Annotated in this window: 27 protein-coding genes; 6 read left to right on the top strand and 21 right to left on the bottom strand. The window is 67.6% G+C overall.

Annotated features, from left to right (window positions below; all coding sequences use genetic code 11):
* The first annotated feature begins 77 nt into the window (after positions 1-77).
* The gene (locus STE01S_RS06835) at positions 78-740 is read left to right on the top strand and encodes a YggS family pyridoxal phosphate-dependent enzyme (RefSeq protein WP_062766366.1); all 663 of its coding nucleotides are present in this window, start codon (positions 78-80) and stop codon (positions 738-740) included.
* A 31-nt stretch (positions 741-771) separates the two neighbouring features.
* Here STE01S_RS06835 and STE01S_RS06830 read toward each other — a convergent pair whose 3' ends face one another.
* The 3 genes from STE01S_RS06830 to STE01S_RS06820 are packed head-to-tail and all read right to left on the bottom strand — an operon-like array spanning position 772 to position 2,055.
* Positions 772-1,242, bottom strand: a complete 471-nt coding sequence (locus STE01S_RS06830) for an SRPBCC domain-containing protein (protein ID WP_255265898.1) — start codon at positions 1,240-1,242, stop codon at positions 772-774.
* Positions 1,243-1,252: 10 nt separating this feature from the next.
* The gene (locus tag STE01S_RS06825; protein WP_120694152.1) at positions 1,253-1,585 is read right to left on the bottom strand and encodes an ArsR/SmtB family transcription factor; all 333 of its coding nucleotides are present in this window, start codon (positions 1,583-1,585) and stop codon (positions 1,253-1,255) included.
* Positions 1,582-2,055, bottom strand: a complete 474-nt coding sequence (locus STE01S_RS06820) for a VOC family protein (protein WP_062766207.1) — start codon at positions 2,053-2,055, stop codon at positions 1,582-1,584. Before STE01S_RS06820 ends, STE01S_RS06825 begins: the two co-directional genes overlap by 4 nt.
* A 96-nt stretch (positions 2,056-2,151) precedes the next feature.
* Between STE01S_RS06820 and STE01S_RS06815 the strand changes: the two genes are divergently transcribed.
* On the top strand, positions 2,152-3,078 hold the full coding sequence (locus STE01S_RS06815; RefSeq protein WP_003041614.1) for a glutaminase: 927 nt from the start codon (positions 2,152-2,154) through the stop codon (positions 3,076-3,078).
* Here the strand turns inward: STE01S_RS06815 and STE01S_RS06810 are convergent.
* Positions 3,075-3,458: a septal ring lytic transglycosylase RlpA family protein gene (locus STE01S_RS06810; protein WP_062766204.1), complete on the bottom strand. Its 384-nt coding sequence runs from the start codon at positions 3,456-3,458 to the stop codon at positions 3,075-3,077. The two genes, STE01S_RS06815 and STE01S_RS06810, sit on opposite strands and share 4 nt — an antisense overlap.
* A gap of 106 nt (positions 3,459-3,564) precedes the next feature.
* Positions 3,565-6,114, bottom strand: a complete 2,550-nt coding sequence (gyrB, locus tag STE01S_RS06805; protein ID WP_062766201.1) for a DNA topoisomerase (ATP-hydrolyzing) subunit B — start codon at positions 6,112-6,114, stop codon at positions 3,565-3,567.
* Positions 6,115-6,220: 106 nt separating this feature from the next.
* On the opposite strand from gyrB, the gene STE01S_RS06800 reads away from it, so the two are divergent.
* A complete protein-coding gene (locus tag STE01S_RS06800; protein WP_062766198.1) occupies positions 6,221-6,667 on the top strand; it encodes a hypothetical protein in 447 nt (148 codons plus the stop codon).
* 9 nt (positions 6,668-6,676) lie between these two features.
* Here the strand turns inward: STE01S_RS06800 and STE01S_RS06795 are convergent, their stop codons facing one another.
* The 8 genes from STE01S_RS06795 to STE01S_RS06760 are packed head-to-tail and all read right to left on the bottom strand — an operon-like array spanning position 6,677 to position 13,957.
* Entirely contained in the window at positions 6,677-7,186 is a 510-nt protein-coding gene (locus STE01S_RS06795) for a hypothetical protein (protein WP_062766195.1), read from the bottom strand.
* A gap of 2 nt (positions 7,187-7,188) precedes the next feature.
* The gene (locus STE01S_RS06790; protein WP_082813244.1) at positions 7,189-7,878 is read right to left on the bottom strand and encodes a nitroreductase; all 690 of its coding nucleotides are present in this window, start codon (positions 7,876-7,878) and stop codon (positions 7,189-7,191) included.
* Positions 7,865-8,734 (bottom strand): RDD family protein, encoded by an 870-nt coding sequence (locus STE01S_RS06785; protein ID WP_003041603.1) that lies wholly within the window; start codon positions 8,732-8,734, stop codon positions 7,865-7,867. Before STE01S_RS06785 ends, STE01S_RS06790 begins: the two co-directional genes overlap by 14 nt.
* Positions 8,731-9,756 (bottom strand): stage II sporulation protein M, encoded by a 1,026-nt coding sequence (locus tag STE01S_RS06780; protein ID WP_062766192.1) that lies wholly within the window; start codon positions 9,754-9,756, stop codon positions 8,731-8,733. Before STE01S_RS06780 ends, STE01S_RS06785 begins: the two co-directional genes overlap by 4 nt.
* Entirely contained in the window at positions 9,756-11,078 is a 1,323-nt protein-coding gene (locus STE01S_RS06775) for a DUF58 domain-containing protein (RefSeq protein WP_062766190.1), read from the bottom strand. Before STE01S_RS06775 ends, STE01S_RS06780 begins: the two co-directional genes overlap by 1 nt.
* Positions 11,075-12,040, bottom strand: coding sequence for an AAA family ATPase (locus STE01S_RS06770; protein WP_003041595.1), 966 nt, complete (start codon positions 12,038-12,040; stop codon positions 11,075-11,077). The genes STE01S_RS06775 and STE01S_RS06770 overlap by 4 nt, the downstream gene beginning before the upstream one ends.
* Positions 12,030-13,265, bottom strand: a complete 1,236-nt coding sequence (locus STE01S_RS06765) for a hypothetical protein (protein ID WP_062766360.1) — start codon at positions 13,263-13,265, stop codon at positions 12,030-12,032. The genes STE01S_RS06770 and STE01S_RS06765 overlap by 11 nt, the downstream gene beginning before the upstream one ends.
* Positions 13,262-13,957: a DUF4129 domain-containing protein gene (locus tag STE01S_RS06760; RefSeq protein WP_062766188.1), complete on the bottom strand. Its 696-nt coding sequence runs from the start codon at positions 13,955-13,957 to the stop codon at positions 13,262-13,264. The genes STE01S_RS06765 and STE01S_RS06760 overlap by 4 nt, the downstream gene beginning before the upstream one ends.
* Before the next feature lie 164 nt (positions 13,958-14,121).
* Between STE01S_RS06760 and STE01S_RS06755 the strand changes: the two genes are divergently transcribed.
* Both STE01S_RS06755 and STE01S_RS06750 read left to right on the top strand, forming a co-directional pair.
* Positions 14,122-16,323, top strand: a complete 2,202-nt coding sequence (locus STE01S_RS06755; RefSeq protein ID WP_062766185.1) for a thiamine pyrophosphate-dependent enzyme — start codon at positions 14,122-14,124, stop codon at positions 16,321-16,323.
* Complete coding sequence (locus STE01S_RS06750; RefSeq protein ID WP_062766182.1) at positions 16,320-17,369, top strand: ACP S-malonyltransferase; 1,050 nt, start codon at positions 16,320-16,322, stop codon at positions 17,367-17,369. The genes STE01S_RS06755 and STE01S_RS06750 overlap by 4 nt, the downstream gene beginning before the upstream one ends.
* A 212-nt stretch (positions 17,370-17,581) precedes the next feature.
* Here the strand turns inward: STE01S_RS06750 and STE01S_RS06745 are convergent, their stop codons facing one another.
* From STE01S_RS06745 to STE01S_RS06715, 7 genes are all read right to left on the bottom strand, one after another.
* Positions 17,582-18,232 carry a response regulator transcription factor gene (locus STE01S_RS06745; protein WP_238929769.1) on the bottom strand — a complete coding sequence of 217 codons (651 nt, stop codon included), beginning with the start codon at positions 18,230-18,232 and terminating at the stop codon, positions 17,582-17,584.
* Between the two features lie 87 nt (positions 18,233-18,319).
* A complete protein-coding gene (locus STE01S_RS06740; protein WP_062766179.1) occupies positions 18,320-19,699 on the bottom strand; it encodes a sensor histidine kinase in 1,380 nt (459 codons plus the stop codon).
* Between the two features lie 7 nt (positions 19,700-19,706).
* On the bottom strand, positions 19,707-20,393 hold the full coding sequence (locus tag STE01S_RS06735) for a winged helix-turn-helix domain-containing protein (protein WP_003041581.1): 687 nt from the start codon (positions 20,391-20,393) through the stop codon (positions 19,707-19,709).
* On the bottom strand, positions 20,362-20,769 hold the full coding sequence (locus tag STE01S_RS06730; RefSeq protein ID WP_174531828.1) for a PDZ domain-containing protein: 408 nt from the start codon (positions 20,767-20,769) through the stop codon (positions 20,362-20,364). The genes STE01S_RS06735 and STE01S_RS06730 overlap by 32 nt, the downstream gene beginning before the upstream one ends.
* A 96-nt stretch (positions 20,770-20,865) precedes the next feature.
* Positions 20,866-23,463 (bottom strand): bifunctional lysylphosphatidylglycerol flippase/synthetase MprF, encoded by a 2,598-nt coding sequence (gene mprF / locus STE01S_RS06725; protein ID WP_062766354.1) that lies wholly within the window; start codon positions 23,461-23,463, stop codon positions 20,866-20,868.
* Positions 23,460-23,858: a DUF2147 domain-containing protein gene (locus STE01S_RS06720; RefSeq protein WP_062766173.1), complete on the bottom strand. Its 399-nt coding sequence runs from the start codon at positions 23,856-23,858 to the stop codon at positions 23,460-23,462. The genes mprF and STE01S_RS06720 overlap by 4 nt, the downstream gene beginning before the upstream one ends.
* Before the next feature lies 1 nt (position 23,859).
* Positions 23,860-24,669: an AcvB/VirJ family lysyl-phosphatidylglycerol hydrolase gene (locus STE01S_RS06715; RefSeq protein ID WP_162928220.1), complete on the bottom strand. Its 810-nt coding sequence runs from the start codon at positions 24,667-24,669 to the stop codon at positions 23,860-23,862.
* A 242-nt stretch (positions 24,670-24,911) separates the two neighbouring features.
* Between STE01S_RS06715 and STE01S_RS06710 the strand changes: the two genes are divergently transcribed.
* Entirely contained in the window at positions 24,912-25,196 is a 285-nt protein-coding gene (locus STE01S_RS06710) for a hypothetical protein (protein ID WP_062766167.1), read from the top strand.
* A 93-nt stretch (positions 25,197-25,289) separates the two neighbouring features.
* Here the strand turns inward: STE01S_RS06710 and hemN are convergent, their stop codons facing one another.
* Positions 25,290-26,615 (bottom strand): oxygen-independent coproporphyrinogen III oxidase, encoded by a 1,326-nt coding sequence (gene hemN, locus STE01S_RS06705; RefSeq protein WP_062766351.1) that lies wholly within the window; start codon positions 26,613-26,615, stop codon positions 25,290-25,292.
* Between the last annotated feature and the right edge of the window lie 6 nt (positions 26,616-26,621).

Below are 26,621 nucleotides of genomic sequence, written 5' to 3'. Positions count from 1 at the left end.
AGGGGGTGGCGTCGGACCATCGCCCTTCCTATAGGCGCGTCGCGGGCGCACGCAACGCGCCCTTCGAGGATGACGATATGAGCGATGCGGCAAGCCGGCTGGCCGAGGTGGGGGCGAACATTGCACAGGCGGCGCGCCGCGCCGGACGCAAGGCGGGCGACGTCTGCCTGATCGCGGTGTCGAAAACGCACGAGGCGCCCGCGATCCGCCCGCTGATCGCCGCCGGCCATCGCCATTTCGGCGAGAACCGCGTGCAGGAGGCGGCGGCCAAATGGCCCGCCCTGCGCGGTGAAGCCCCCGATGTGACGCTGCACCTGATCGGTCAGCTCCAGTCGAACAAGGCCGAAGAGGCAGTCGCGCTGTTCGACGCCATTCACTCGGTCGATCGCAGCTCGCTCGTTCAGGCGCTCGCCAAGGCGTGCGACAAGCTCGGCAAGCGGCCGCAGCTTTTCGTTCAGGTCAATATCGGCGACGAGGAGCAGAAGGGCGGCTGCGCCGTCGCCGATCTCGCGGCGCTGCTCGCCGGGGCGAAGGCGGCCGGGCTGGCGATCGACGGCCTGATGGCGATCCCGCCCGCCGACGTGGAACCGGCGCCCTATTTCGCGCTCCTCGACGAGCTGGCCGAGCGCAACGGCCTGCCGCTACGCTCGATGGGAATGAGCGGCGATTATGAAAAAGCGGTCATACTCGGCGCGACCCACGTCCGCGTCGGCACCGCCCTGTTCGGCGCGCGCGACTAGGGCCAAAACCCGCAGGAGCCTGCGGATCGCCCTACAAACGGTGGCCCATCGCTGCCAGCAACTCGCGCCAATGTTCGCCGAGGCGGCGCTGGAACAGCATCAGGTCGAAGCCGTGGCGCGCGGCATGGCTTTGCGGGATTTGATCCCAGCCGCGATGCTCGACGGTGACGCGCGTTTCGGCGCCGACGGCGTCGAAGCGCACCTCGACTTCGGTGGTCTGGTCGGCGGCAAAGCCGGGAACGCGCCAGCCGAAGGCAAGCCGCTCGCCGGGTTCCCACGCGTGGACGCGGCCGATTTCCCATTCGCGGCCGTCGGCGAAGCGCGTCACCAGCCGCCCGCCCGGCCCCGCGGGATCGAAGCGCGGCACGCCGTCGTCGCCGCGCGCCAGCTCGAACAGCGGATGGCTTTGCCACCAGCTGCCGATGTCGCGGGTGAACACCTCGAACGCGCGCGCCGGGGTGGCCGCGACGCGCAGGGCGACGATCACCGCGGCGCCGCTCATGGCGCGCGGCTCATGGCGCGCCGCGCTCGACATGCGCCTTGAAGGCGGCGAGCTGCTCGCTCCACAGGCTTTCGGTTTCGGCGAGCCAGCCCTTGAGCGCGTCGGTCGCGCCGTCCTTCAGGCGATAGATGCGGACGCGGGCATCGAAGGGCAGATAATGATCCTCGACCAGCCCGCCATCTTTCAGCGCCTTGAGGTGTCGGCTCATCGCCGGCGGCGCGAGGCCCAGCGTGCCCGCCAGCTCGCCGGCGCTATAGGGGCGCCGCCCGAGCAGTTCGACCGCGCGCCGCCGCCGCGGGTCGGCGAGCGCCGCAAACACGGCATCGACCGCGGCCGCGCTCAATCGTCGAGCCGCGTCTGGGTGGTGAAGCCGCCCTCGGCGTCCCATTCGGCGGCGGTCTTGGCCGCGACCGTGACGCCGAAGGTCCAGATATGCCCCTCGGGATCCTTGGCGCGATAGGTGCGGTCGCCATAAAATTGCGTCTCGGGTTCGGCGATGATCGCGGCGCCCGCCGCGCGCGCGGCCGCGCAATGCGCATCGATATCGTCGCCGGGGGCGAGCTGGACATGGACGCTCTGGGTGTTCTTGCCGCCAATCGACTGCGGGCTCTTGTGATCGTCGGACCATTCGTTGCCGATCATCACCACCGAGGCGCCATAGCCCATTTCGCTGTGCGCGAGATTGCCGTCGGCATCGAGCAGCACGAACAGCGGTTCGAACCCGAAGGCCCCTTCCAGCCAGCGGAACGCCGCCTTGCTGTCACGATAGCTGATCGCGCTCGACAGCCCTTTGGGGCGGTGCGCTTCGGTCATGTCTCTCTCCTTGCGACTCATAATTTCTAGAATGGAGAATATTTATCAAAAAGAGAAATTAAATGCAATTCCGTGTGAAGTTGCTAGGGAAATGGCATGCCCGATCTCGCCCGCTGCGTCGCCGAAGCCTATCAGACCGCGCTGCCGCACCGCGGCCAGGGCAAGGTCGCCGACTATATTCCCGCCCTCGCCGGGGTCGATCCCGACCGCTTCGGCTTTGCCCTCGCGCTCCCCGACGGAACGGTCCACACCGCGGGCGACGCCGACGAGGCTTTTTCGATCCAGTCGGTGTCGAAGGTGTTCACGCTCGCCCTCGCGCTGCGCCGGGTCGGCAGCTCGCTATGGGACAGCGTCGGCCGCGAACCGTCGGGCAGCGCCTTCAACTCGATCGTCCAGCTCGAAAGCGAGCAGGGGGTGCCGCGCAATCCGTTCATCAACGCCGGGGCGATCGCGACCACCGACCGGCTGATCGACGGTCGCTCGGCCGACGAGGCGGTCGACGAGATCGTCGCCTTCATGCGAGCGCGAGCGGGCGATGCTAGCGTGGCTATCGACACCGGGGTTGCGGGGTCGGAAAATGATACCGGCGCGCGCAACCGCAGCCTGTCCTATTTCATGGACGCCTTCGGGACGCTGCGCCACCCGGTGGAGACGGTGCTCTCGGTCTATTTCCGCCAATGCGCGCTGTCGATGAGCTGTCGCCAGCTGGCGCAGGCCGGCCTGTTCCTGGCCTTCGAGGGCCGCGACCCGCGCACCGGCGAACAGCTTCTCGACCCGCACCGCGCGCGGCGCATCAACGCGATCATGATGCTGTGCGGCCATTACGACAATTCAGGCGAATTCGCCTTTCGCGTCGGCCTGCCCGGCAAGAGCGGGGTGGGCGGGGGCATCCTGTGCATCGCACCGGGGCAGGGGTCGATCGCGGTCTGGTCGCCGGGCCTCAACGAAGCCGGAACATCGCTCGTCGGCGCGCTCGCGCTCGAACATTTCGCCTATGCGGCGGGTTGGTCGGTGTTCGATTAATTCTGGTCGGCGACGAGCGTCAGGCTGACCTTGGCGGTACCGCTGCGGTGCATGCCGATTTCCTTTGCCGCGGCCTGCGAGATATCGATGACGCGGCGGCCGCCGAAGGGGCCGCGGTCGTTGACGCGGACGATCACGCTCTGGCCGTTGGACAGGTTGGTAACGCGGACCTTACTGCCGAAGGCGAGCGTGGGGTGCGCGGCGGTCATCTGATCGGGGTCGAAGCGCTCGCCGCTCGCGGTGCGATTGCCCGCGAGTTCGCGGCCGTAATAGCTTGCCGTGCCGTTGCCGATTTCGGTCTCGCCGCCGCCGATCTGATCCTGCGCCACCGCCGGCATCGCCAGCATCAACGCCAAACTCATCGCCATCACGCGCCGCATGCGCAGCCTCCCCCGTTTCAGGTGGAGCGCTCAAAGCAGCGGCGCGGGCGGCTTGCAAGCTGCCCGCGCCGTGCCGGTTCGATTCTGCGCTTAGTGGTTTGGTGCCTCAGACGTCCAGATTGGCAACCGACAGCGCGTTGGTCTGGATGAAATCGCGCCGCGGCTCGACCTCGTCGCCCATCAGCCGCTCGAAGATTTCATGCGCGACATCGGCCTGTTCGGCCTCGACGCGCAGCAGCGAGCGGTTGGCGGGATCGAGCGTGGTTTCCCACAATTGCTCGGCATTCATCTCGCCCAGTCCCTTGTACCGGCTGATCGAAAGGCCGCGGCGGCTGTGCGTGAAGATGGCATCGAGCAATTCGGACGGGCGCGTCACCGGCGCGGCCTTTGCGGCGTTCGCGGCGGTCGGTGCCTCGCCATCCTCGCCCTCGGCATCGCCGTCGGCCTCGACGACCGTAGCAGCGCTGGCTTTCACCAGCCGTCCGGGGCCACCATAGGTTTCGGCCTGTTCGGCGGCGAGTTTGTGAAGGCGGCGCGCCTCCTGGCTCGCGAGGAAACCGGCATCGATTGCGTGATGGTCGCTCACCCCGCGCCAGCGGCGTTCGAGCGTATAGCCGCCGCCTTCGACCGCCTCGACGGTCCACACCGCTTCGGCGCCGCCGGTCAGCGCGCGCTCGGCGGCATTGAGCCAGTTCGCGGCAGTTGCCGCAGCGCTGTGGCGTCCGGCCGTATCGAGCGCCGGATCGAGGGCGCCGACCAGCGCCAGTGCCTCGACCAGCCCATGATCGAGCGTGCGGGGGACGTAACGCATCAGCGCGCGGAGCCGTCGGCCATGCTCGATCAGGCCGCGCAGATCGTTACCCGACCGTGCGCCGCCCGGCGTTTCGAGCATCAGCGCGTCGATCCCGGCATCGACGAGGTAATTTTCGAGCGCGGTGTCATCCTTCAGATACACCTCGCTGCGCCCCTTTGCGACTTTGTAGAGCGGCGGCTGGGCGATGTAGAGATGGCCATTCTCGATGATCTCGGGCATCTGGCGGTAGAAGAAGGTGAGCAGCAGCGTGCGGATATGCGCGCCGTCGACGTCGGCGTCGGTCATGATCACGATCTTGTGATAGCGCAGCTTTTCGATGTTGAATTCATCGCGGATCCCGGTGCCGAGCGCCTGAATCAGCGTGCCGACTTCCTTCGACGAAATGATGCGGTCGAAGCGCGCCCGCTCGACGTTCAAAATCTTGCCCTTCAGCGGCAGAATGGCCTGCACATGCCGGTCGCGGCCCTGCTTGGCGCTGCCGCCTGCCGAGTCCCCTTCGACCAGGAAAAGTTCGCATTTGCTGGGGTCGCGTTCCTGGCAATCGGCGAGCTTGCCGGGCAGGCTCGCGATATCCATCGCGCCCTTGCGACGGGTCAATTCGCGCGCCTTCTTCGCGGCTTCGCGCGCCGCGGCGGCGTCGATCACCTTCTGGATCACCGCTTTGGCATAGGCGGGATTTTCCTCGAGCCATTCGGTCATCCGGTCGGCCATCAGGCTTTCGAGCGGCTGGCGCACTTCCGACGAGACAAGCTTGTCCTTGGTCTGCGAGGAGAATTTCGGATCGGGCAGCTTGACCGAGACGATCGCGGTCAAGCCTTCGCGCATATCCTCGCCGGTCAGGCTGACCTTTTCCTTCTTCAGCAGGCCCGATTTTTCGCCATAGCCGTTGAGCGTGCGCGTCAGCGCCGCGCGGAAAGCGGCGAGGTGGGTGCCGCCGTCGCGCTGCGGGATATTGTTCGTGAAGCAGAGGACATTTTCATAATAGCTGTCGTTCCACTCGAGCGCGACGTCGATGCCGATGCCGTCGCGCTCGCTGCTGATCGCGATCGGATCGGGCAGCAGCGGATTCTTGTTGCGGTCGAGATATTTGACGAAGGCCGCAATCCCACCCTCGTAGAACAGGTCGTGGACGACATGTTCGGCGTGGCGGGCGTCGACCAGCTTGATCCTCACGCCGGAATTGAGAAAGGCGAGCTCGCGATAGCGATGTTCCAGCTTTTCGAAATCGAACTCGGTGACATTTTTGAAGGTATCGGTCGATGCCATGAAGGTGACACGGGTGCCCTTCTTGCCCGCAGGCGCCGGCCCGTTGACCTTGAGCGGCGCAACCGAATCGCCATGCTCGAAGCGCATCCAATGCTCTTCGCCATCGCGCCAGATCGTCAGTTCGAGCCATTCGCTGAGCGCGTTGACGACCGATACGCCGACGCCGTGCAGACCGCCCGACACCTTATAGGCATTGTCGTCGCTCGTGTTCTCGAACTTGCCGCCCGCGTGAAGCTGGGTCATGATGACCTCGGCCGCCGAAATGCCTTCCTCGGCATGGATGCCGGTCGGGATGCCGCGTCCATTGTCCTCGACGCTGACCGATCCGTCGCTGTTGAGCGTGATGAGTACCAGATCACAATGACCGGCAAGTGCCTCGTCGATCGCATTGTCGCTGACTTCGAACACCATGTGATGCAGACCCGACCCGTCGTCGGTGTCGCCAATATACATGCCAGGCCGCTTGCGCACGGCGTCGAGGCCTTTCAGCACCTTGATCGAATCGGCGCCGTAGCTGTTCTGATTGGGCTGTTTGGGGGCGCCTTCGCTCGCGCCGCTCACGGGGGTGTCTGTCATGCCGATTATATAGGGTCGGCGGCCGCAAAACCCAAGCAAAAATGCGCCGCTCGGCGCGCTGCCGACGGGCGTTGCGCGCGGCGGCGGCGGCGGCTAGTTTCGTGGGATGAAAAGCCCTGCCACCCCCCGTTCGATCCTTTCCGCCGTTGCGCTTGCCGCGCTGCCGCTCGCCGGCTGCTCGCAGCCTGCGCCGCCCGCCGACAACGCCCCCGTTGTCGCCGGCCCGCCGCTTGCGACGCGCGCGGTGATGACCGGCACCGAAGGCCCGACGCTTCCCGCCTGCTCCAGCATCAGCCGCGTCAAGGACGGCGGCACCGATGTCTATTGGGCGCCGGGCGAAACGCGCGCCGTGAAGGCCAAACTGCCCGGCGCGATGAAGGTGTCGGTGTGCGAGGCAACCGATGACGACGCCTGGTTCGGTATCGTCTTCGCGGCCCCCGGCACCGACGAGGATATGTGCGGCGTCGGCCGCTCGGTCAGCAGCGCGCGCGAATATCAGGGACCGTGCCGCTGGGGCTGGATCCGCGGCGGAACGGTACGGCTCGGCGCCTAGCCCGGCTGCCTAACGGCAATCCTCGATCACGCGGCCGATTTCGGACTGGACGGGTAGGGTCAGCGCCCGGCCGTTCGCGGCTTCGAGCGCAAAGCGGCCGCGACTGAAGGCGATGCGGTCCAGCCGGATATCGCGGCTCGGTACGATCGCCGTACCGCCGTCGAAGCGCACCTGATCGGTGGCCGCGCTGGTGCGCAGTGCGACGGTGCCGTCGAGCGCGGCGGTCAGCCGGATAGCGCCGCCGCTGCACGCCATGGTCAGCAACGGCGCCGCGCCAGCGGACGGCGCGAAGATCGCGCTTCGGCTGCCGGCATCATAGCGCCAGGCGCCGCGATCGAGCGCGCGGTCGTCCCACCCTTGCGTCGGCGCCGTCGCCGGTGGCGGCGGTGTCGCGGCGGGCGGTTGCGGCGCGGGGGAGGGCGGTGGTGCCGCCGCTTTCGGAATCGCGGCGCAGCCGGCGAGCAGCAGCGCCGTCGCCGCCGTGATCGTCAGTCCCGTCGTCTTGCCGCGCCAACCCATCCTCAAAACCCCTGCCAATCGATCACCTCATCCAGTTCGGCGCGCGGAACCGGCCATTGATTCACCGGCGCCGCCGCATCGGCATGGCCGATCGCCAGCCCGGTGAACAAGATCTGGTCGTCGCCCAGTTCCAGCTCGTGCCGGATCGTCGCGCCATACATCGCCCAGCATTCCTGCGGACAGCTTGCAAGGCCATGTTCGACGAGCAACAGCATCACCGACTGGAGCCACATGCCCATGTCGGCCCATTGCGGCGGTCCCATGATGCGTGAACAATGAAGGAAAAGCATCACCGGTGCGCCGAAACCCCGGTAATTCTCCATGAACCGAGCGAGCCGGCCCGACTTATCCTCGCGCGGGATGCCGAGCGAGGCATAGAGCGCCTCGCCGACGCCGAAACGCCGGCTTTCCCACGGGTCGGTCAGTCCGCGCGGGTAGATGTCATATTCGGGTTGCTGGCCGTCGCGCCCCATCGCGATCCGCGCCGCCACCGCCGCCTTCACCCGCTCCCAGCGCGCGCCGGTAACGACCGTCACCTGCCACGGCTGCAGATTGCCGCCCGATGGCGCGCGCTGCGCGTCGGCAAAAACCCGCGCCAGTACCGCCCGGTCGATCGGGCGGTCCGAAAAGGCGCGCACCGAACGGCGGCGGTGCAACGCTTCGGCAACGGACAGGGCATCATTCGCTGGCATATTTATCCTCTCGGCGTTTTCCGAACAGCAAGCCGCGTTCGAGCCGGGCCTTGAGCTGCCGATAATAGCTCGTCAGGAACACGTCATCCTCTTCGGCGACGGGGCGGCCGATTTTGCCGCGGATCGTGTCAGCGACATCGCGCATCGCGCGCGGATCGGCGCCGCGCAGCACGCGCTCCAGTTCCTGCAATTCATAGATGCCATAGACGGCGAGTTCGGCGTCGGTGAAGCGGATCGCGTCGACCCCGCCGCCATCGGCGGTGATGTCGCGGTCAAGCTTCGCGCGCTTCGCCATCACGACCCAGGTGCCGGCGATCAGGTCGCCCATCCGCATCCGGTCGCGATTGAAGAGCAGGAACAGGCTGAGCGTCAGCGACCAGGCGACCCCCGCGAGCGCAGTCCAGCCCGATACCATATCCTCGGCCGCGCCGACGCCCATCATGGTGAGGGGAAGGAAGAGCTCAAGCTCGCGGATCAGGTTGCGCGCGACCACCGCATCGGCGGTGAGCCGGCCGCCGTCGCGCGCGACGACGCGGATGCCCATCAGCCGCTTGCCGGGGGTCGCCGCACGCGCGCCAAGTTCGAAGCCGATGAACCAGAAGGTGCGCAGAACAAAGGCGCCGAGCAGCCAGACCGTCACCGCGATCGACGAATTGGACGCAAGCCCGGCCCAGAGGATCAGCAGGGTGAACAGGACGAGCGTCAGGACGATGAGGATCAGGTCGATCAGCAGCGCGCCGAGCCGGAGCGCCGCGCTTGCAATGCGCAATTGCAGGTCGACCCCTTCGGGCGTCACGAATTCGCGCAGCTTCTTTTCCTGCGCCGCGCGCATCCGCAGGTTGCCCGCCGCGCTCAAGCGACATTCTCGCGGCGCGGAATGTAGAAATAGGCAAGCCAGAAGGCGAGCATCAGCGACCCGATCGCATAGCGCATCACGGTATCGGTGATGAGCTGGCGCCCGAACCCTTCGAGCAAGCCGGCGGCGAGCAGCATCAGGATGACGCCGACCATCACCTTGCCCGCGGTGCGGCCTGCCTCGGCGGCGGCCTGGAGGCGCGAGCGGGCGCCGGGAAAGACGACCGCGCTGCCGATCCGCAGCCCCGCCGCTCCGGACAGGGCGGCGGCGAACAATTCGGTCGTGCCGTGGATGAACAGCCAGCCGCCGAAATCGACGCCCAGCCCCTTGGCGGAGAAGACCGCGAGCATCGCGCCCAGCCCGATCCCCTGATAATATTCCAGCATCATCGTCGGAACGCCGAAGGCAAAGCCGAGCGCGAAGGACATGATCGAAACGCGGCTGTTGTGGGTAAACAGGAAGGTCGCAAAGACGTGCAGCGCGCCCTGATCCTCGCCCCCCGCCTTGCCGTGCCCGAGCGTCGAGCGCAGAAACTCCACTGTCGCGCGCGGGTCGCGCCCGCCGGCCATCTCTTCGGGGACAAAATTATAATACCATTCGGGATTATGCGCGACGAGCGACCAGCTTGTCAGCGCGCCGAGCGTGATGATCAGCGCGATGATCAGCGTTTCCTTCCACACCGCGCGCACCGCCGCCGGCCAGTCGTAAAGGAAGAAGCGGCGCAGGCGGCTGAGCCGCGTTTCGCGGACGCCGTAAATCAGGAAATAGCCGCGCATCGCCAACCCTTCGAGGTGGTCGAGCAGGGCCTTGTCGAGCATCGTCGCGCGCGCGATCGATAACGACGACAGCGTCGCGCGATAGAGGATCGGGAGCTGCAGCAGTTCGTCGCTCGACAGCGCCTTGGCGCTGCGCGTCTCGAGACGTCCGAGCAGCGTGTCGAAGGCGATCCAGTCAGCCTCGCGCTCGGCGCGAAAACGACTGGTCGAAAAGCCGGGGGCGTCGGCCGGGCGCGCGGTTTCCATCACAGGCTCCCCTGCCGCTTGATGCCCAGATAGGCTTCGACGACATGCGCGCCCATCGCATCGGCGGGGACTTCGATGACGTCGGCGCCGAGCCGCTGGAGCCGCGCGATGACCAGCTGACGATCGCGCAGCATCGCCGCGGCGACATTGGCGCGCGTGACGTCCGATCCGCTTTCGGGACGGCGTCGTTCCTCGTCCTCCAGCTCTTCATCCTTGATGACGACGAACAGCAGTCGGTGCTTCTTGACCAGCCGGCCCGCCGCACGGATCATCAGGTCGGCGCTCGTCGCATCGGTGAATTCGGTGAAGAGGATGATCAGCGACCGGCGGTTGAGCTCGGCGCCGAGCGTCGACAGCGCGAGCGTAAAATTGCTCTCGACCGGCGCATAATCGATGCGGCTCGCCGCGCGTTGCAGCGCGGGAAAATCCTGCGTGTGCATATAGGCGGGGGTCATGCCGATCGGCTTGGCGGCAAAGGAAAAGAGGCTGATCCGGTCGCCGAGCTTCAGCCCTGCATAGGCCAGCAGCAGCGCCGCCGATACCGCGCGGTCGACGCGCGGCATCGCGCCGACGGGCTCGGCCATCGTGCGACCGGCGTCGATTGCCAGCACGACGCGGTTGTCGCGCTCGACCCGATATTCCTTGGCAAGCAGCTTGACGTGCCGCGCCGATGCATTCCAGTCGATCGCGCGCCGATCCATGCCCGGCTGATACTCTGCCAGCGCCTCATATTCATGGCCTTCGCCGCGCAGCTTCTGCTGGCGGAGCCCGAACCAGCTGTTGCGCTGGAACAGGCGGCGGCCTTCGTCGGTAACGAGGCGCATGTTGGGCACGACGCTGATCGCGCGGTCGATCGCGAAGCGGCGCTGTTTCCAGACCAGGCCGAGCGGTCCCGCCCAGCGCACCCACAGCGCATCCACGGCTGCCTGCCCGCGTCGCGACGCGGTAAGCGGAAGCCGATGGGTGAGCGCCGCATCTTCGCCTTCGCCCACCATATCGAAAGCCGCCGCGATGCGGCCACCGGGCGCCAGCCGGTCGTCGAGCGACAGCGCAAACTCGGCGCGGCGCGGAAGGGCGGGCGCGCGCGCCGCAAGCATCATTTCGAACGGCTCGCCGACCCCGATCTGCAGGGGGAACTGCGCGTCGAGCGCGAGCTTGCGCGGCGCCGCGCCGGTCAGCGTATCGAGGAGCAGCCCCAGGGCGACGAGCGCGATCCAGCCGAGCGCGACGAGCCAAAGGTCCGGGCGCAGCAGGCCGAGCGCCAGCGCCACGGGGGCGCCGAGCAGCAGCAAATAGATCGCGCGCCGCGTCGGGTAGATCACCGCGGCACGTCCACCCGGTCGAGCAGCGCAGCGACGACCTGTTCGACGCCGCGCCCCTCGATCTCCGCCGCGGCCGACAGGATCACGCGGTGGCGCAATACGCCGCCGGCGAGTCGCTGCACGTCGTCAGGGATCACATAGTCGCGGCCGTCGAGCGCGGCGGCGGCGCAGGCGGCGCGGGCAAGCAGGCTCGCCGCGCGCGGACTCGCGCCGCATTCGAGGTCGGCACTTTCGCGGGTCGCGCGCACCAGCCGGACGATATAGTCGACGATCTCGTCGGCCAGGCGGACGGTCGCGATCGTGTCGATCGCGGTGCCGATCGTCGCGGCGTCGGCAACCTGCCCGACGCCGAAATCGGCGACCACGGGGCTTTTGAAGCGCCCGCCATGTTCGGCCACGATGCGCCGCTCCTCGTCGGCGTCGGGATAATCGACGACCAGCTTGAACAGGAAGCGGTCGAGCTGCGCCTCGGGCAGCGGATAGACCCCCTGCTGCTCGATCGGATTTTGCGTCGCCAGCACGGTGAAGCGCGGGCTCATCGGATGCGGCTCGCCGTTGATCGTCACGCGCCGTTCCTGCATCGCTTCAAGCAGCGCCGCCTGCGTCTTGGGCGGGGTGCGGTTGATTTCGTCGGCAAGCAGCAGCTCGGTGAAGATCGGCCCCTTGGTCAGGGTGAAGCTCGACGTCTGGAAGTTGAACAGGTTCGATCCCAATATGTCGCCGGGCATCAGGTCGGGGGTGAACTGGATTCGCCCGAAATCGAGCCCGACGGCGCGAGCGAAAGCCTGCGCGAGCAGCGTCTTGGCGGTTCCCGGCGGGCCTTCGAGCAGCACATGACCACCAGCGAGCAGCGCGATCGTGACCATGCGGGTCAGATCCTGCTGCCCGAACACGACCTTGGCGACTTCGCCCTCGATCGCCGCCCCGAGCGCCTGAACGCCCTCGATAGTGTCAGCCGTCACGCAATAATTCCTTCCTGATGTCGTGCAGCGCCTGCGCGTCTGCCAGAAATTCATGGGTGTTGCGCGCCAGCGGGAGGCGGCGCGCGAGAGTGGCGAAGGAGGCGCTATCCGCCTTCAGATGGCGGTCGATCCACGCGTCGGTTTCCTCGGCGCTCAGACCGCCGGGGGCGTGCAACCGGCGTGCGATTGCGCCGCGCTGGCTGCGCACATAGGCATCGGCACCGTCGAGTTCGCGGCGCGCCTGCCGGATCAGGTCGGCGCTGTTGGCGATCAGCGCCTGTTTGGAAATCGGAATTGCGCGCGCCGGACGCAGCGCGGGACCGAAGCGCGCCCACGCCTGCCACAGCGCGAGCAGGCCCGCGGCGATCAGGCACAATGTGATCCCGATGAAGGGCGGCACGAAGGCGAAGCGCAGCAGCGACCGACCGCCGCCGAAACCGTTGAGCGTCAGGTCGAAGGCGAGCCCCGCCGCTTCCGCATCCTCGCCGACCGCGTCGATCAGCATGGCGGCGGCATGCGCCTTGTCGCGCGACGCAAAGGCCAGATTGTTGAGGAGGTCGGGCTCGGCGAGAACATAGAATTCGCGGTTGGTCGTCCGCGCCAGCACCGCGCCGCCGTTCGCGCCGGGGATCAGCGTCTCCAGACCGGCGCCGCTGACCGTCTGGGCACCGGCCGGCAGCGGTACGGCAAAGCGGCGCCGCGCGACATCGGCAGTGACGGTCTGCGCCTTCGCCTGCGGCATCGCGATCTCGACCGTCCCGAAATAGTTTTGCGGTAACAGGCGGGTGGGCGCGGGCAGCGGCACGCCGAAGCCGACCCAGCCGGGTTTATGGCCCTCGCCGGTGCCGGGCATCGTCCGCCACTTGGGCAGAACGAGCAGAACCGGACCATTGCCCTGTTTTGCCAGCATATCGGCCACATCTTCGGCATTGGTGTCGGCTGCGGGGGTCAGGACGAGCAACGGCTTGTCGTCCTCATAGGTCGCCGTCTCGACGCTGCGGCGCAGCTCGACATCGGCGCGGGCGCGTTCGGCGAGGTCGACGATCCCCGCAAAGCCCGGCGCCGCCTTCGACAGCGCGTGACCGCCGCCGTCATTGCCGCTCGACAGCTGCGGGCCAAGCGCAACCAGCGCCCACAGCGCGATGAAGGCGACGACACCCACGGCGACCACCGCCGCGATCAGCCGCGGGTCGAAGGGATTGTCGCGATCGCTGCGCCCCGTCATGCCCGCGCCCAATTCTTCGGTACCGTCAGCTCCGAATAGGCGCCGCGGCACGCGTCCCACGCCGCCGCGTCGATCGAGCGGCCGCCGAACAGGCTGATTTCGACCGAGCGCGCGATGCGGCTGAATGCCTTGCGCGCCACCCTCGGCAAATCCTGCGCCTCCGCCAGCTCGCGCGACGTCATCGCCGGCCGCACCAGCCCCGGCCGCCGCGCGCTGATATCCTCGACGCTGCGATAGAGCAGCAGATGAACCGCCTCGGCAAAGCGCCCCTCGGCGGCGAGCGCGTCGGCTTCGGCCAGCAGCGCGCGCGCCGCACCCGCTTCGACCGCGCCCGCCTCCTCTACCTCCGCGCCCGCTCCGGTCTTGCGCAGGAAGGGCAACGCATTGACCCAGCGCGCAAAGGCGGGGACGGTGAAATAGAGGATCAGCAGGACGAGCAAGATTGCGCCGCCCCACAGCATCGGCTTCAGCGCCGGCGCGCTCCATTCGAAGAAGCGGCCGATCGCTTCGAACAGCGATTTCAGCCAGTCGGGAACGTCGGGTGGCGGCGGCGGCGCGGGAAAGGCCGTCTGGATATCGCCGCGGGCAACCGTCTGACCAAAAGCCGGATCGACGAGTTCGGGATCGAGCAGCCAGCCCTGATCGGGTGCGGCGGCGGCGGCCGACGCCTGGGCGATCCAGATCGACATCATATTGAAATTATGGCCTCGCCCCGCTGCACCATCGCCATGCGGTGGTAGCGCGAGGCGCAGCACCGACGCAAGAGGATGCTTGCACGCCCGCAGCCCCCGTTCTAGCTGCGCGAGACGGCGGCAAATGGTTGCACCGGCAACCGGAACACCGGCAGGAGGACAGCGTGGACGCGGCACAGGCGGTACATGAAAAATTTCTCGGCGCGCTGGCGAACGGAACGCTCGCGCGCCGCGCCGATGCGCCCGATCCCGCGCGTGCCGGGCTGACGTGGTCGGATGCCACCGACATTTTCCTGTCGCAGCTCACCAGTCGCCAGATGGACCGGCTGTCGCGGACGCTGCAGGCACGCGGCGAGGGCTTTTATACCATCGGATCGTCGGGGCACGAGGGCAATGCCGCGGTCGCGGCGGCGTTGCGCGTCACCGACATGGCGTTCCTCCACTATCGCTCGAACGCCTTTCAGCTTCACCGCGCGCGCCAGCTCCCCGGGCAGACCCCCGACTGGGACATGCTGCTGAGCTTCGCCGCTTCGGCCGAGGATCCGATTTCGGGCGGGCGGCACAAGGTCATCGGGTCGAAGCCGCTCGCGATCCCGCCGCAGACATCGACGATCGCGTCGCATCTGCCCAAGGCCGTGGGTGCCGCCTTTTCGATCGGTATCGCGCGGCGACTGGGCATGTGCGGCCTCCCGCTGCCTGAAGACGCGGTGGTGCTGGCGAGTTTCGGCGATGCCTCGGCCAATCATTCGACCGCGCAGGGCGCGTTCAACACCGCGGGCTGGTCGGCCTTTCAGGGCACGCCGTTGCCGCTGATCTTCCTGTGCGAAGACAATGGCATCGGCATCTCGACGCGCACTCCGACGGGGTGGATCGAGGCGCAGTTCCGCCACCGCGCCGGGCTGCATTATATCCAGTGCGACGGCACCGACCTTGTCGCGGCCTACGCGGGCGCAAAAGAGGCCGCCGACTTCGCGCGCCGCACGCGCAAGCCGGTGTTTCTCCATATGGGAACGGTGCGGCTCTACGGACATGCCGGGTCGGACGTGCAGGGTGCCTATCTGCCCAAGGCGCTGATCGAAGCCGACGAGGCGCGCGATCCGCTGCTCGCGGGGGCGGCGCTGATGGTCGAACAGGGATGGATGTCCGCCGCCGAAGTCGCCGATGCTTATGAAGAGATCGGCGCAACGCTGGCGCGGCAGGCCGAAGCCGCGATCCACCGCCCCAAGCTGACCACCGCCGCGGCAGTAATGGAGAGCCTGGTTCCGCCGAAGATCGACCGCCCGCCGGCCAATCGCCCCTCGACCGACGAGCGTACCGCGATGTTCGCCGGCGACGCGAACCAGATGGACAAGCCGATGCATATGGCGCGGCTGCTCTCCTGGGCGCTCGCCGACCTGATGCTCGCCTATCCCGAAATCGTCGTCGCGGGTGAGGATGTCGGGCCGAAGGGCGGCGTCTACAATGTAACCGCCAAGCTGCATCAGCGCTTCGGTTCGGCGCGCGTGATCAACACGCTGCTCGACGAACAGGCGATCCTCGGCCTCGCGATCGGCATGGCGCACAACGGCTTCGTGCCGATGCCCGAAATCCAGTTCCTCGCCTATGTCCACAATGCCGAGGATCAGATCCGCGGCGAGGCGGCTACCCTGAGCTTCTTTTCGAACGGCCAATATACCAACCCGATGGTGATCCGGATCGCCGGGCTCGGCTATCAGAAGGGGTTCGGCGGCCATTTCCACAATGACAACAGCCTGGCGGTGTTCCGCGACATTCCCGGGGTAATCCTGGCGGTGCCATCGAACGGACGCGACGCCGTGCAGATGCTGCGCGAATGCGTGCGGCTGGCGCGCGAGGAGCAGCGCGTCGTGGTCTTCGTCGAACCGATCGCGCTCTATATGACGCGCGACCTGCACGAAGAGGGCGATGGCCTGTGGACGAGCGCCTATGAAGCGCCCGGCGAAGGGACGCCGATCCGGCTGGGCGATGTCGGCGTGCATGGCGACGGAACCGATCTGGCGATCGTGACCTATGGCAACGGCACTTATCTCTCGCGGCAGGCCGAAAAGCTGCTCGCCGCCGACGGCGTCAAGGCGCGCGTAATCGACCTGCGCTGGCTCGGTCCCGTCGATGCCGACAAGCTCATTGCCGCGGTCGGCGAGGCGAAACGCGTCCTGATCGTCGACGAATGCCGCATCACCGGTTCGCAAAGCGAGGCGCTGATGGCGCTGTTTACCGAACGCACGCCGGAGAAGAAGCTGGCGCGCATCGCCGCCGAGGACAGCTTCATCCCGCTGGGCAAGGCGGCGACGGTGACGCTGCCAAGCCGCGATTCGATCTACGCCGCCGCGAAGGAGCTGCTGGCATGACGGCGGCGAAGAAGACCGCGCTTGTCGTCGCCCCCGGCCGCGGCACCTATGGCAAGGGCGAGCTTGGCAGCATCGCGCGGCTGCACGGCGCGCGCTTCGGCGATATCATCGCCGGGTTCGACGCCAGGCGCCGCGAGCGGGACCAGCCGACGGTCAGCGAACTCGACGGCGCCGATCGCTTCAGCGTCGCGACGCACATGCGCGGCGATGTCGCGGCCCCGCTGATCTACACCGCGACCCTGCTCGACTGGCTCAGCATCGACCGCGCCCGATATGACATCGTCGCGGTCGCGGGCAATTCGATGGGCTGGTACAGCGCGCTCGCGCTTGGAGGCGCAGTGTCGGTCGAGGATGGTTTTCGCATCGCCAATGCGATGGGTCTCAACAGCCAGACGCACGGGCCGGGCGGGCAGATATTGGTGCAGATCGTCGATGAAGACTGGCGCCCGGTGCCGGGGCTGCGCGCCAGCCTGCTGGGGCTCGTCGCCGACATCGCCGCGCGCCCGGGTCATGCGCTCGCGCTTTCGATCGACCTTGCCGGCATGCTTGTCTTGGCGGGCAATGAAGAGGGGCTGGCCGCCTTGCTTGCCGAGGCGCCGCCGACGCCGGGCCGCGATCCGCTGCGGCTGGCGGGACATGGCCCCTTTCATACGCCGCTGATGGTCGGCAGTTCGGACAAGGCGAAGATCGAATTGCCCCCGGCGCTGTTCGGCATGCCCAACCTGCCGATGGTCGACGGTCGCGGTCATATCTGGCGGCGCTTTTCCAGCAATCCCTGGGGCATCTGGGACTATACCTTCGGGCATCAGATCCTTGCGCCCTATGATTTTGCGCTGTCGGTGCAGGTTGCGGTCAAGGAATATGCGCCCGACGTGATCATCCTGCCCGGCCCCGGCGATACGCTGGGCGGTGCGATCGCGCAGGCGTTGATCGGTATCGAATGGCAGGGGATCGCTGGCAAGGCCGACTTCATGGCGCGCCAGGCGGCGGACCCGATCCTGCTGTCGATGGGCCGCCCCGAACAGCGCGCGCTCGTCACGGGCTAGCCCGTCTGGCTGTCGAGGTCCGGCGAAGGGGCCGGTGCCAAAGGGGCCGACGGAAGTGGAACATCCTCCGCCGGCCCGGCTGGGATGCGCGGCCAGGTGGGGATGGCACGCGCGGTCGAACGGATCGCCCTTGGGGACCAACACAGGGGCGACGGACCGTTCGATTCTCTTATAGGGGCCAATCTATCGCGCTGGCCGGAGGCGGGCAGACATCAAGCTCCGAAATGGACGGGATTGGCGCTCGGCCCCCGCGCGAATTCGACGGTGAAGCGCAGCCGCAGCAGCTCGGCGACGCTCGCCGCGCCCGACCGGCGCATGATATTGGCGCGGTGCACCTCGACGGTGCGCGGGCTGACGTCGAGCCGCCGCGCGATTGCCTTGTTGCCGAGCCCCGCCGCTATGGCATCCAATATATCGCGTTCGCGCGGGGTCAGCGCGGCGAGGCGCGCCTCGGCGGCGCGCCGGTCCGCGTGCATTGCACGCTGCCGCTCCCAAGCCGTCAACGCATCGCCGATCACCGACCGGACGAGCCGCGGATCGAGCGGGGCGGGCAGCAGATCGGTCGCGCCGCCGCGCAGTATGGCGCGGCTTTCGCCGACGCTCAGCCGACTCGCGGCGACGAAGCAGGCGATATCGGGCGACTGTGCGATTGCCGCGAGCATTGCGCTGCCATCGACCGCGCCGGGCTGGGCCCAGTGGAAAAGCAGCACGGCGCAATCGTCCGCCGCCCCCGCGTCGAGCCAGTCGGCGCCGTTCGCAAAGCTGCGGACAATATGGCGGCCATCGGCAAGCGCGCGGAAACAGGCGGCGCGCTCGGTGGCGTCGGGAAGCACGAGATGGATATGCGCACCGGACATCTGCATGACGCCATGGTGCCAGCGGTGTCCGCCGCTGCCGAGCAGCGTCGCCTCGGCTTCGGCGTCAATTCGAAGCGTTCGGGGCCGTAGCGTTCAGGCGGCCGGCGCGACGACCGGCAGCCGGAGCGTGACGACGGTGCCGTACGGCTGCCCGGGTGTAATCGTCATCCGACCGCCGTGCATATGCGCGATCGTCTCGACCAGCGACAATCCCAGCCCCGCACCCGATCCGCCACGCGCGGGATCGAGCCGGACGAAGCGCCGCGCCGCTTCGGCGATGCGGTCGGCGGGGATGCCGGGACCGTCGTCGATTACCGCGAGGTCGATCGCATCGCTGGCTTCCCGGGCCGCGGTCAACCGGATCTGCGTGCCGCCGGCCGCATATTTCAGGGCATTGTCGATCAGGTTCGACAGCGCGCGCACCAGCATCTCGCGGTGTGCGACGACCTCAAGGTCCGCGGGCGCCGCGACCGCAATGGCAAAGCCCTCATCCTCGGCGAGCGGGCCATAGACTTCGGCCATATCTTCGAGCAGCGGCGCGAGCGCGAAGCGCGTGAACTGGTCGCGGCCGATCCCGGCCTCTGCCCGGCTGATCTCCAGTGCGGTGTCGAGCAGGCGATGCAGACTGTCGGCCTCGTCGATCGCACCGGCAAGCGCCGCCGTCGTTTCGGGGTCGCGCGCGCGGCCCAGCGCCTGTTCCAGCTTCGCCTTCATCCGCGCGACCGGCGAACGCAGATCGTGCGCCATCGAATCGGTGAGCATGCGCAGCTCGCCGACCAGCGTTTCGATCCGGTCGAGCATCGCGTTGATCGATACGCCGAGCCGGTCGAAGGCGTCACCGGTCCGGTCGCGCTCCACCCGCGCGTCGAGCCGGCCGCTGACAATTGCGGAGGCGGCGCGCGAAAAGACGTCGATGCGCCGCCCGAGCAGCCAGGCGACGAACGCGGCGACGATTCCGGCGATCGTGATGCCGACCGCGAGCGCGAACAGAAAGGCGGCCTGACTGGCGCGCGCGAGCTGAACCTGCGCCTCGAGCACTTCGCCTGTCAGCAGGGCATAGCCGCCGGGAAGCGGCGTGGTAATCAACCCGATCGGTTCGGCCTCGGCCGCATCCTGCCGGAACAGGCGGATTTCGCGCCACGCTTCATGGTCGGACACCGTCGCCGGCCATTGGCTGAGATTGCCGACGACGCGCGTGCCGTCGGGTGCCTTCAACAGCACGACGAAATTGCGGTCGTCGCGCCGGGTGAGCCGGTCGCGGATCGCCTGAACCAGCGCTTCGGGCCCTTGCTGGCGTTGGGTTTCGGCAAAATCGTCGCGTGCGACTTCGGCCGCGATTCGCGCGTCGTCGATGATCGTCGCCTGGGTGAAGCGGTGGATGATCGTCAGGCCGAGCGCCAGCGCCGCGACCTGCGCGATCACCAGCGCCAGCGTCAGGCGGACGATCGTCGATTGAAAGAAGCGCGCGCGCATGCGCCGGTCAGCTCGCGGCGCCGAGCATATAGCCCGCGCCGCGGATCGTATGGACCAGCGGCGTCGCGAACCCGTCGTCGATCTTGCGGCGCAGGCGGCTGACATGGACATCGACGACATTGGTGCCGGGGTCGAAATGATATTCCCAGACCCCCTCCAGCATCATCGTGCGCGTCACCACCTGTTCCTTGTGGCGGAGCAGATATTCGAGCAGGCGAAACTCGCGCGGCTGCAGTTCGATCCGCTTGCCGGCGCGCGTCACGCGGCGATTGAGCAGGTTCATTTCCAGATCCTCGCAGTGCAGCGCCGTTTCGACCTGAGGGCCGTTGCCGGGCTTGGCAAGGAGCAGCTTGAGCCGGGCCAGCAGCTCGGAGAAGGCGAAGGGCTTGACCAGATAATCATTGGCGCCCGACGTCAGCCCTTCGACCCGCGCATCGACCGCGCCCAGCGACGACAGAATGATAACCGGCGTCGCGATCTGCGCGGCGCGCATCGCCGCGAGCAGCGCCATGCCGTCCATGCCGGGCAGCATGCGGTCGAGGATGATCGCGTCATAACTGCCGTCGGTCGCATGAAACAGGCCGTCGCGGCCGTCGGCGGCATGATCGACGACGAAGCCTTCGCCGGTCAGGCTCTTGCCGATGAAGTCGGCGGTCGTCCGGTCATCTTCGACGAGCAATATTTTCTGCGACATGCACTGTCCCCGGCTGTGGCCCGCGCATCGCGGGAAGATGCTTATAGCTTGTCCGGATGCCACGGCGAATGCGCAGCGTCACCCCCCTGTGCGCGTCGCGGCGCAACCGCGCAGCGGCATCGGTCGCCGACGCAATGGGGCGGCCGTCGATCCGGTCGATCCGGTCGCCCGCCGCAATGTCGGCTTTCGCCGCCGGGCCGCCGTCCTCGACGCTGGTGACGACGAGCGCGATCGGTTGGTGGCGCCGGACAGGCTCCGCTTCGAAGGTCAATCCCCCCACCTGTCCCCCGCCACGCGAATGCGGCGAGGCATAGAGCCGCGCCGACAGGAAAACGATCCCCGCCAGCAGCAGGATCAACAAGGCCGTCGGCGGCATGGATCGAATGCGCGGCGGGTCCATTGGACCCGCGTAGCAGGCCGCGTCCCACCGCCCGATGGCGTGCAGATGAAACTGCGGTAATCTTGCCCGCGATCAAGCCGTGGCGGCGACGGGCGCGCGCGTATCCTTGCGGACCGGTGCGCGCGAGACGATCTGGTGCACCGCCGCCATCGCCTGTGCAAAGGCCATGCCGCGGGGTCCGGCGATGTAGCGCGGCTGCCAATCGGTCGCGAATTTCGCCTTGTAGCTGCGCAAGCCTTCGAAACCATAGAGCATTTCGCCATGGCGAAAGACGAAGGCGGCGCCCTTCGCCCATGCGGGTGCAAGCTTGCGCCCCTCGATGCCCGACAAGGGCGCGATGCCGAGCGTGAACCAGCGATAGCCCGCTTGCTGCGCATGCTGCATCAGGCGAATGAACAGGAAGTCCATGACGCCATAGGGGATGTCGTTCACATGGCGCATCAGGTCGACCGACATTTCGGCGCCATTGGGGGTCGCCAAAATATTGGCGAAAGCGACGATCCGCCCGTCTATCCGTACCACCGCGCAGGGAAAGCGCGCCATATAGGCGGGATCGAAGCTGCCGAGGCTGAACGCTTTTTCGCGCTGCTTTTTCGCGTGCAGCCAGTCGTCCGACACGGCCTTGAGTTCGGCAAGATGCGCGGGAACCTCGGCGGCGGCGACTACGGCGAATTCGGCGCCGTCCTGCACCGCGCGGCGCTCGGCGTGGCGCAGCGTCTTTGCCTGCGGCCCGGCAAGGGTGAAGCGGGCAAGCTCGACGCGCGCCTCTTCGCCATATTTGACGATCGACAGCCCGAGGTCGATCGCCTGGGGCAGACACGCTGCGCTGATCTGATAGAGCAGGATGCGTCCCTGCGCCGCGTCGGCCATTTCTCGCAGCTTCCACAAGAGATCGGCCCAGCGATCCTCGTTGCCGACCGGATCGCCCATCACGATCCAGTTGCCGCCCTGCACCCGGTACATCAGGAAGGCGTCGCCCTCGTCGGCGAGCAGGAAGCGCTTGTCGCCGGTGTAGGCCAGAAAGGCATCGGTGCTGTCGCTGAGCGCCAGCGCCGGTTCGAGGGCATCGAACCCCACCGGCGTATCGCGCACCGTGCGGGCCGACGGCGCGAATAGCCGCCACAGCGCGAGGCCGGTGATCAGCACCGCGATCCCGAAACTCGCGCGCAGAAAACGCGGCGCGTCGCCGCGCAAGCTGAATTGCCACCACAGGCTGCTGGTATAATCGACATGCTTATAGGCAAAGAGGCCGACGAAGGCCGAGCCGAGGATGGCGATCAGCGCGGCGACGATCCAGCCGGTCGACAGCGGTGCGTCGATCAGCGAAGTCTTGCGGTAAAAGGCGGGGCGGCTCCATTGCAGCGCGGCGCAGATGGCGAGGAGGATGACCGCCTCCTCATAGTCGAACCCTTTGGTCAGCGAAAAGATCGCCGCGGCGAGCAGCAGCGCGCGAGTCGCGACGAAGGCGCCGTTGAGGCGGCGCAGCAGGCCGGGCGCCAGGAAGAGCAGCAGCGTGCCCGACAGGCTGGCGGCGATATGCGATGCTTCGACGAAGGGCAGCGGCAGGATATGCCGCAAATCGTGCATCCGTCCCGCTTCGGCGGGGGTCGATCCCGATAGGAGCAGGATCAGGCCGCCGGCGAAGACGAGTGCGGCGAACAGCGGCGGTGCCAGTTCGCGGAGCAGCGATTCGCTCGCCGCGGCGAACTGGCGCGCCGGGGCGTGCCACGCCTTGCTTTCGTGCCAGGCAAGCAGCAGCGCGGCGAGCAGCAGCGGCAGCAGATAATAAATGACGCGATAGGCGAGCAGCGCGGCGAGGAGCTGCGCCTTGTCGCCGGGGACCATCGCGATCACCACCGCCTCGAACACGCCGAGCCCGCCGGGCACATGGCTGACCAGCGCCGCGATGATCGCGAAGGCATAGCCAAGGAAAAAGGCGGGGTAGGCGGCGGGGTCGGGCGCCGGCAGCAGCACGAATAGCGCCGCGCTGGCCGCAGCCAGATCGAGCGCGGCGACGAGCGTCATCGACGCACTTGTCTTCAGGTCCGGGATCGGAGTGCGCCACCCGCCGATGTCGAGCGCGGTCAGCCCGAAATGGCGGAGCAGCAGCGGGATGAGGCACAGGGTCGCGACGACCATCCCGCCGAGATGCAACCAGTGCAGCGACAGGCCGATGTCGAAAATCGGCAGCAACTGCGTACTCGCCATGGCCGCCAGACCCGCGAGCAGAACGACGCCGTTCCAGAAGCTCAGGCTGGCGAGCGCGATCACGCTTCCGACCTCCCCCCCGCTGAGCCCCGCGGCGCGGTAGACGCGGTAGCGCGCCGAGCCGCCGGTCAGCAGGGCCAGGCCCAGATTGTGGCTGAGCGTGTAGCTTGTGAAGGAGGCGAGGGCCGCGGTGCGCCAGGGCAATTTGCGGCCGATGACGCGCAATGCGCCGGTGTCGTAAAGGGTGAGCAGCAGATAGCTGGCCGCGGTCAGCAGCAGCGCGAATCCGATCTGCGCATTCGAAACCGCGCGAAAAGCCTCTCGAATCGCGTGCGGGCGCACCGAATGCAGCAAATGATAGAGCGCGGTGAAGCCGAGCGCCGCGACGACCAGCGCGGCCGCGATCGACAACGTCCGGCGATGCCGCGAGGCCCAGGATCGCACGCCCCCGAAAACCGTCATCGACGCGTCCACTCCTGATGTTTGCAGATCAGCCCGCCCAGGATGCAACCCGAAATTCGCAAGCTGTTCGGGTTCCTTACCTCGATCGTCGAATAAAAGCGACGGCCCTGGTCGGGCACATAGACCTGCCCGGTCCAGCGCCCCGCACCCGTCGCGCGATAGTCGCTGAGCAATTCGGTGCCGATCAATGCCGTGACACCGGCGTCGCGCGCGTCGGAGAGGGCGGTGGGGCTGGCCCAGACGATATTGCCGCACAGCATCGCGCCGCAATTGCGTGTGCGCACCAGGATGGTGCCTTTCGGATTCTGCCAGACGCCGATCGGGTTGGCGGCGGGCGTCGGGGCCGGAATGCCGGTCGCGGCGCCGAGCAGCAGAGCGATTGCCAAAGCCTTCATATCAGTTCCTCCGGGGGGACGGCGCGCGCATCCGGTCGGTCGCATGCGCAATGGCAGGATAGATTGCGGCTTCGAGCGCCGCGTCGTCGGATTGCAGCTTGTGGCCGCCCGGCAAGGCGATCTTGCGCATGCCAGGCAAGGTCAGTTCGGGGCACAGGCTGTCATTTTCCTTGATGCCCCAGATGCAGGTGAGCGGCGCCCAGTCGAGCTGCGATGCGGTCGGCAGGGCGAGTTGGTCGGGGATTTCGAGACCGGCGAGTTCGATCGGCGAGGCGCGGAAGATGATATCGTGGCCGGGGACGACTAGGATGACGGCGCTGATCGGCCTGCGGTCGGCCGCGGGCATCGCGGCGAGACCGGCGTGCAGCATGTCGGCGCCAAAGGATTGCCCGATCAGGACGACGCGGCGCGTGCGGCCGAGCCGCATCGCCCGCGCCATCGCATTCTCGAGCAGCGTTGCCGCTTCCTGCGGCGTCCGGCGCGGCGAGAAATAGGCGAGCGAATTGACTGTCACCACCGCATAGCCGCGGCGATTGATCCGCCGCGACACCGGCGGGGTCATGCCGACCTTGTTCCCCATGTCGCCCGACAGCATCACGATCGCAGGCCGGTCGGGTCCGGCGGCGTCCGACGCGAGATCGCGGTAGAGGGGTCCGTGATAATAGCCCGCCCAGACATAGAAATCGCCGAGCGCGAGCATCGCCAGCAGCAGGCCGGCAAGGGCCAGCCGGACGCCGCGCCCCACGCCGCCGCGGCGGGCGGCGGGCGAGGCGGGTTCGGCGATCGATGCCAGGTCGGCGTGCGCGGTCACGGGGATACTCCCATTGAGCAGGATCGCGTTATGAAACCGGTCGGCCGTCCGGATGCTGGCGCGCAAATTACCATATTGTCATGTCGCGGCCATCACCCCGTCGGTCGCGGCCGCCTAATAGGGGTTTGTCCAAGGCGGGATCGCCCCCTGTCCACCCAGACCCTGCCCTGGACGTCCTGTTTCCCCGCCGGCCCCGTCGCGTTGACCGGGACCGTGCGGCGGGACCATTCGGAGTGATAGAGATGGCACGTTTTGGTTCCCTGATCGGCGTCGGCCTGGCCGCGACGATGATGATCGCCGCCCCGAGCTTTGCGGCAACCACCCCGGCGAAGCCCGCGACGACCGCGGTCAAGCCCGCCGCAAAGCCCCTCAAGCAGCCTGCCGCCAAGCCGAAGGCCGCATCGCAGCGCGTCGCCGCAGCCCGCCCCACCGGCCATATGGTCAAGGCGAAGCAGGCGAACGGCAAGACCGTGACCTATAATTGCAGCCTTCCCGGCAACAAGAACAAGCAGGCTTGCAAGGGCTGACCCCGGCACCCGAAGCCCCGAACAACCTGCTGCTGGCCAGCTCTCGCGCCCCGAGAGCTGGCCTTTCTTGTTCCGGCGAAGCGCGGCGCGCGATCAGCGCGCGATGGCGGCGGTATCGGCAGGGGCGATGGTGCCGCGGAAGCGGTCGAAGCGCGCCGCAATGGTGCGGGCATAAGGCTGCGACCCCTCATCCAGCACCAGTTCGTCGCCATCCCAGCGGATCAGTCCGCGCTGCGCGACGTCCGCGAGCGCCGGGCGCGCGGCATCGGCCCATGCAGCGGGCAGCGCGGCGCGTCCCTGACACAGGATGGCCTTGATGATCGCGCCGCGCAGGCGGTCGTCTTCGCCCACCGCAACGCCGCGCACCGCGGCCAGTCGTCCTTCGCCAATCAGGTCGCGATAGGGGCCGGCGCGCTTTTCATTCTGGACGATCAACCCCGGAAAGCGGCTGATCGCGCTCGCCCCGAAGCCGAGGAGGACGGGGGCGTCGTCTTCGGTAAAGCCTTGGAAATTGCGGTTGACGCGCCCCGCCTTGGCCGCCGCGGCAAGCGGATCGCCCGGCAGCACGAAATGATCGAAGCCGACGGGAATATAGCCCGCCGCGGTCAGCCGTTCGAAACCGTGCGCCGCCTGTTCGAAGCGCAACCGGTCGTCGGGCAGGTCGGTCGCGTCGATGCGCCGTTGCCGCGGCAACATCGCGGGCAGATGGGCGTAGCCGAACAGCGCGATCCGGCTGGGAGCGAGGCGGATCGTTTCGTCGAGCGTCGCGTCGAGATCGGCGATGCTCTGCCCCGGCAGCCCGTACATCAGGTCGAAATTGATCGCGTCGATCCCGCGCAAGCGCAGCGCCGCGACCGTCGCCTCGATATCGCGGAGCGGCTGGACGCGGCCGATCGCTTGCTGGATGTGCGGGGCGAAGGTCTGAACGCCCAGGCTGACACGCGTGACGTTCGACGCGGCGAGGACAAGCGCCCATTCGGTCGTGAAACCGCGCGGGTCGATCTCGATGGATATTTCGGGCCGGCTGACGTCGAAGACGGTCAGCAGGCGGTCGAGGATGCGGACGAATTCAACGGGCGCGACCGCATTGGGACTGCCGCCGCCAAAAGCGATATGCTGGACGCGCGCGCGGCCGCCGATCCGTTTCGCCACCATGGCGATTTCGGCGCGTAGCGCGACGAGATAATCGGCGAGCCGCTGCTTGCGGCCTGCGGCCCCGGTATTGCAGCCGCAATACCAGCATATCTGTTCGCAAAAGGGGATGTGGGCATAGAGCGAAAGCGGCGTGGCCGGTTCGATCGCATCGAGCGCTCCAGCATAATCGGCTTCGCCCACCGCGTCGCCGAATTCCACCGCGGTGGGATAGCTGGTGTAGCGCGGCACGGGCTTTGCGAGCAGCTCGGGATAATAGGTCCACATGGTCAT

This window comes from Sphingopyxis terrae subsp. terrae NBRC 15098, from assembly GCF_001598815.1.
GTDB lineage: Bacteria > Pseudomonadota > Alphaproteobacteria > Sphingomonadales > Sphingomonadaceae > Sphingopyxis > Sphingopyxis terrae.
Note: the sequence above shows the minus strand (reverse complement) of the source record. Positions and strands in the feature narration are given on the sequence as shown.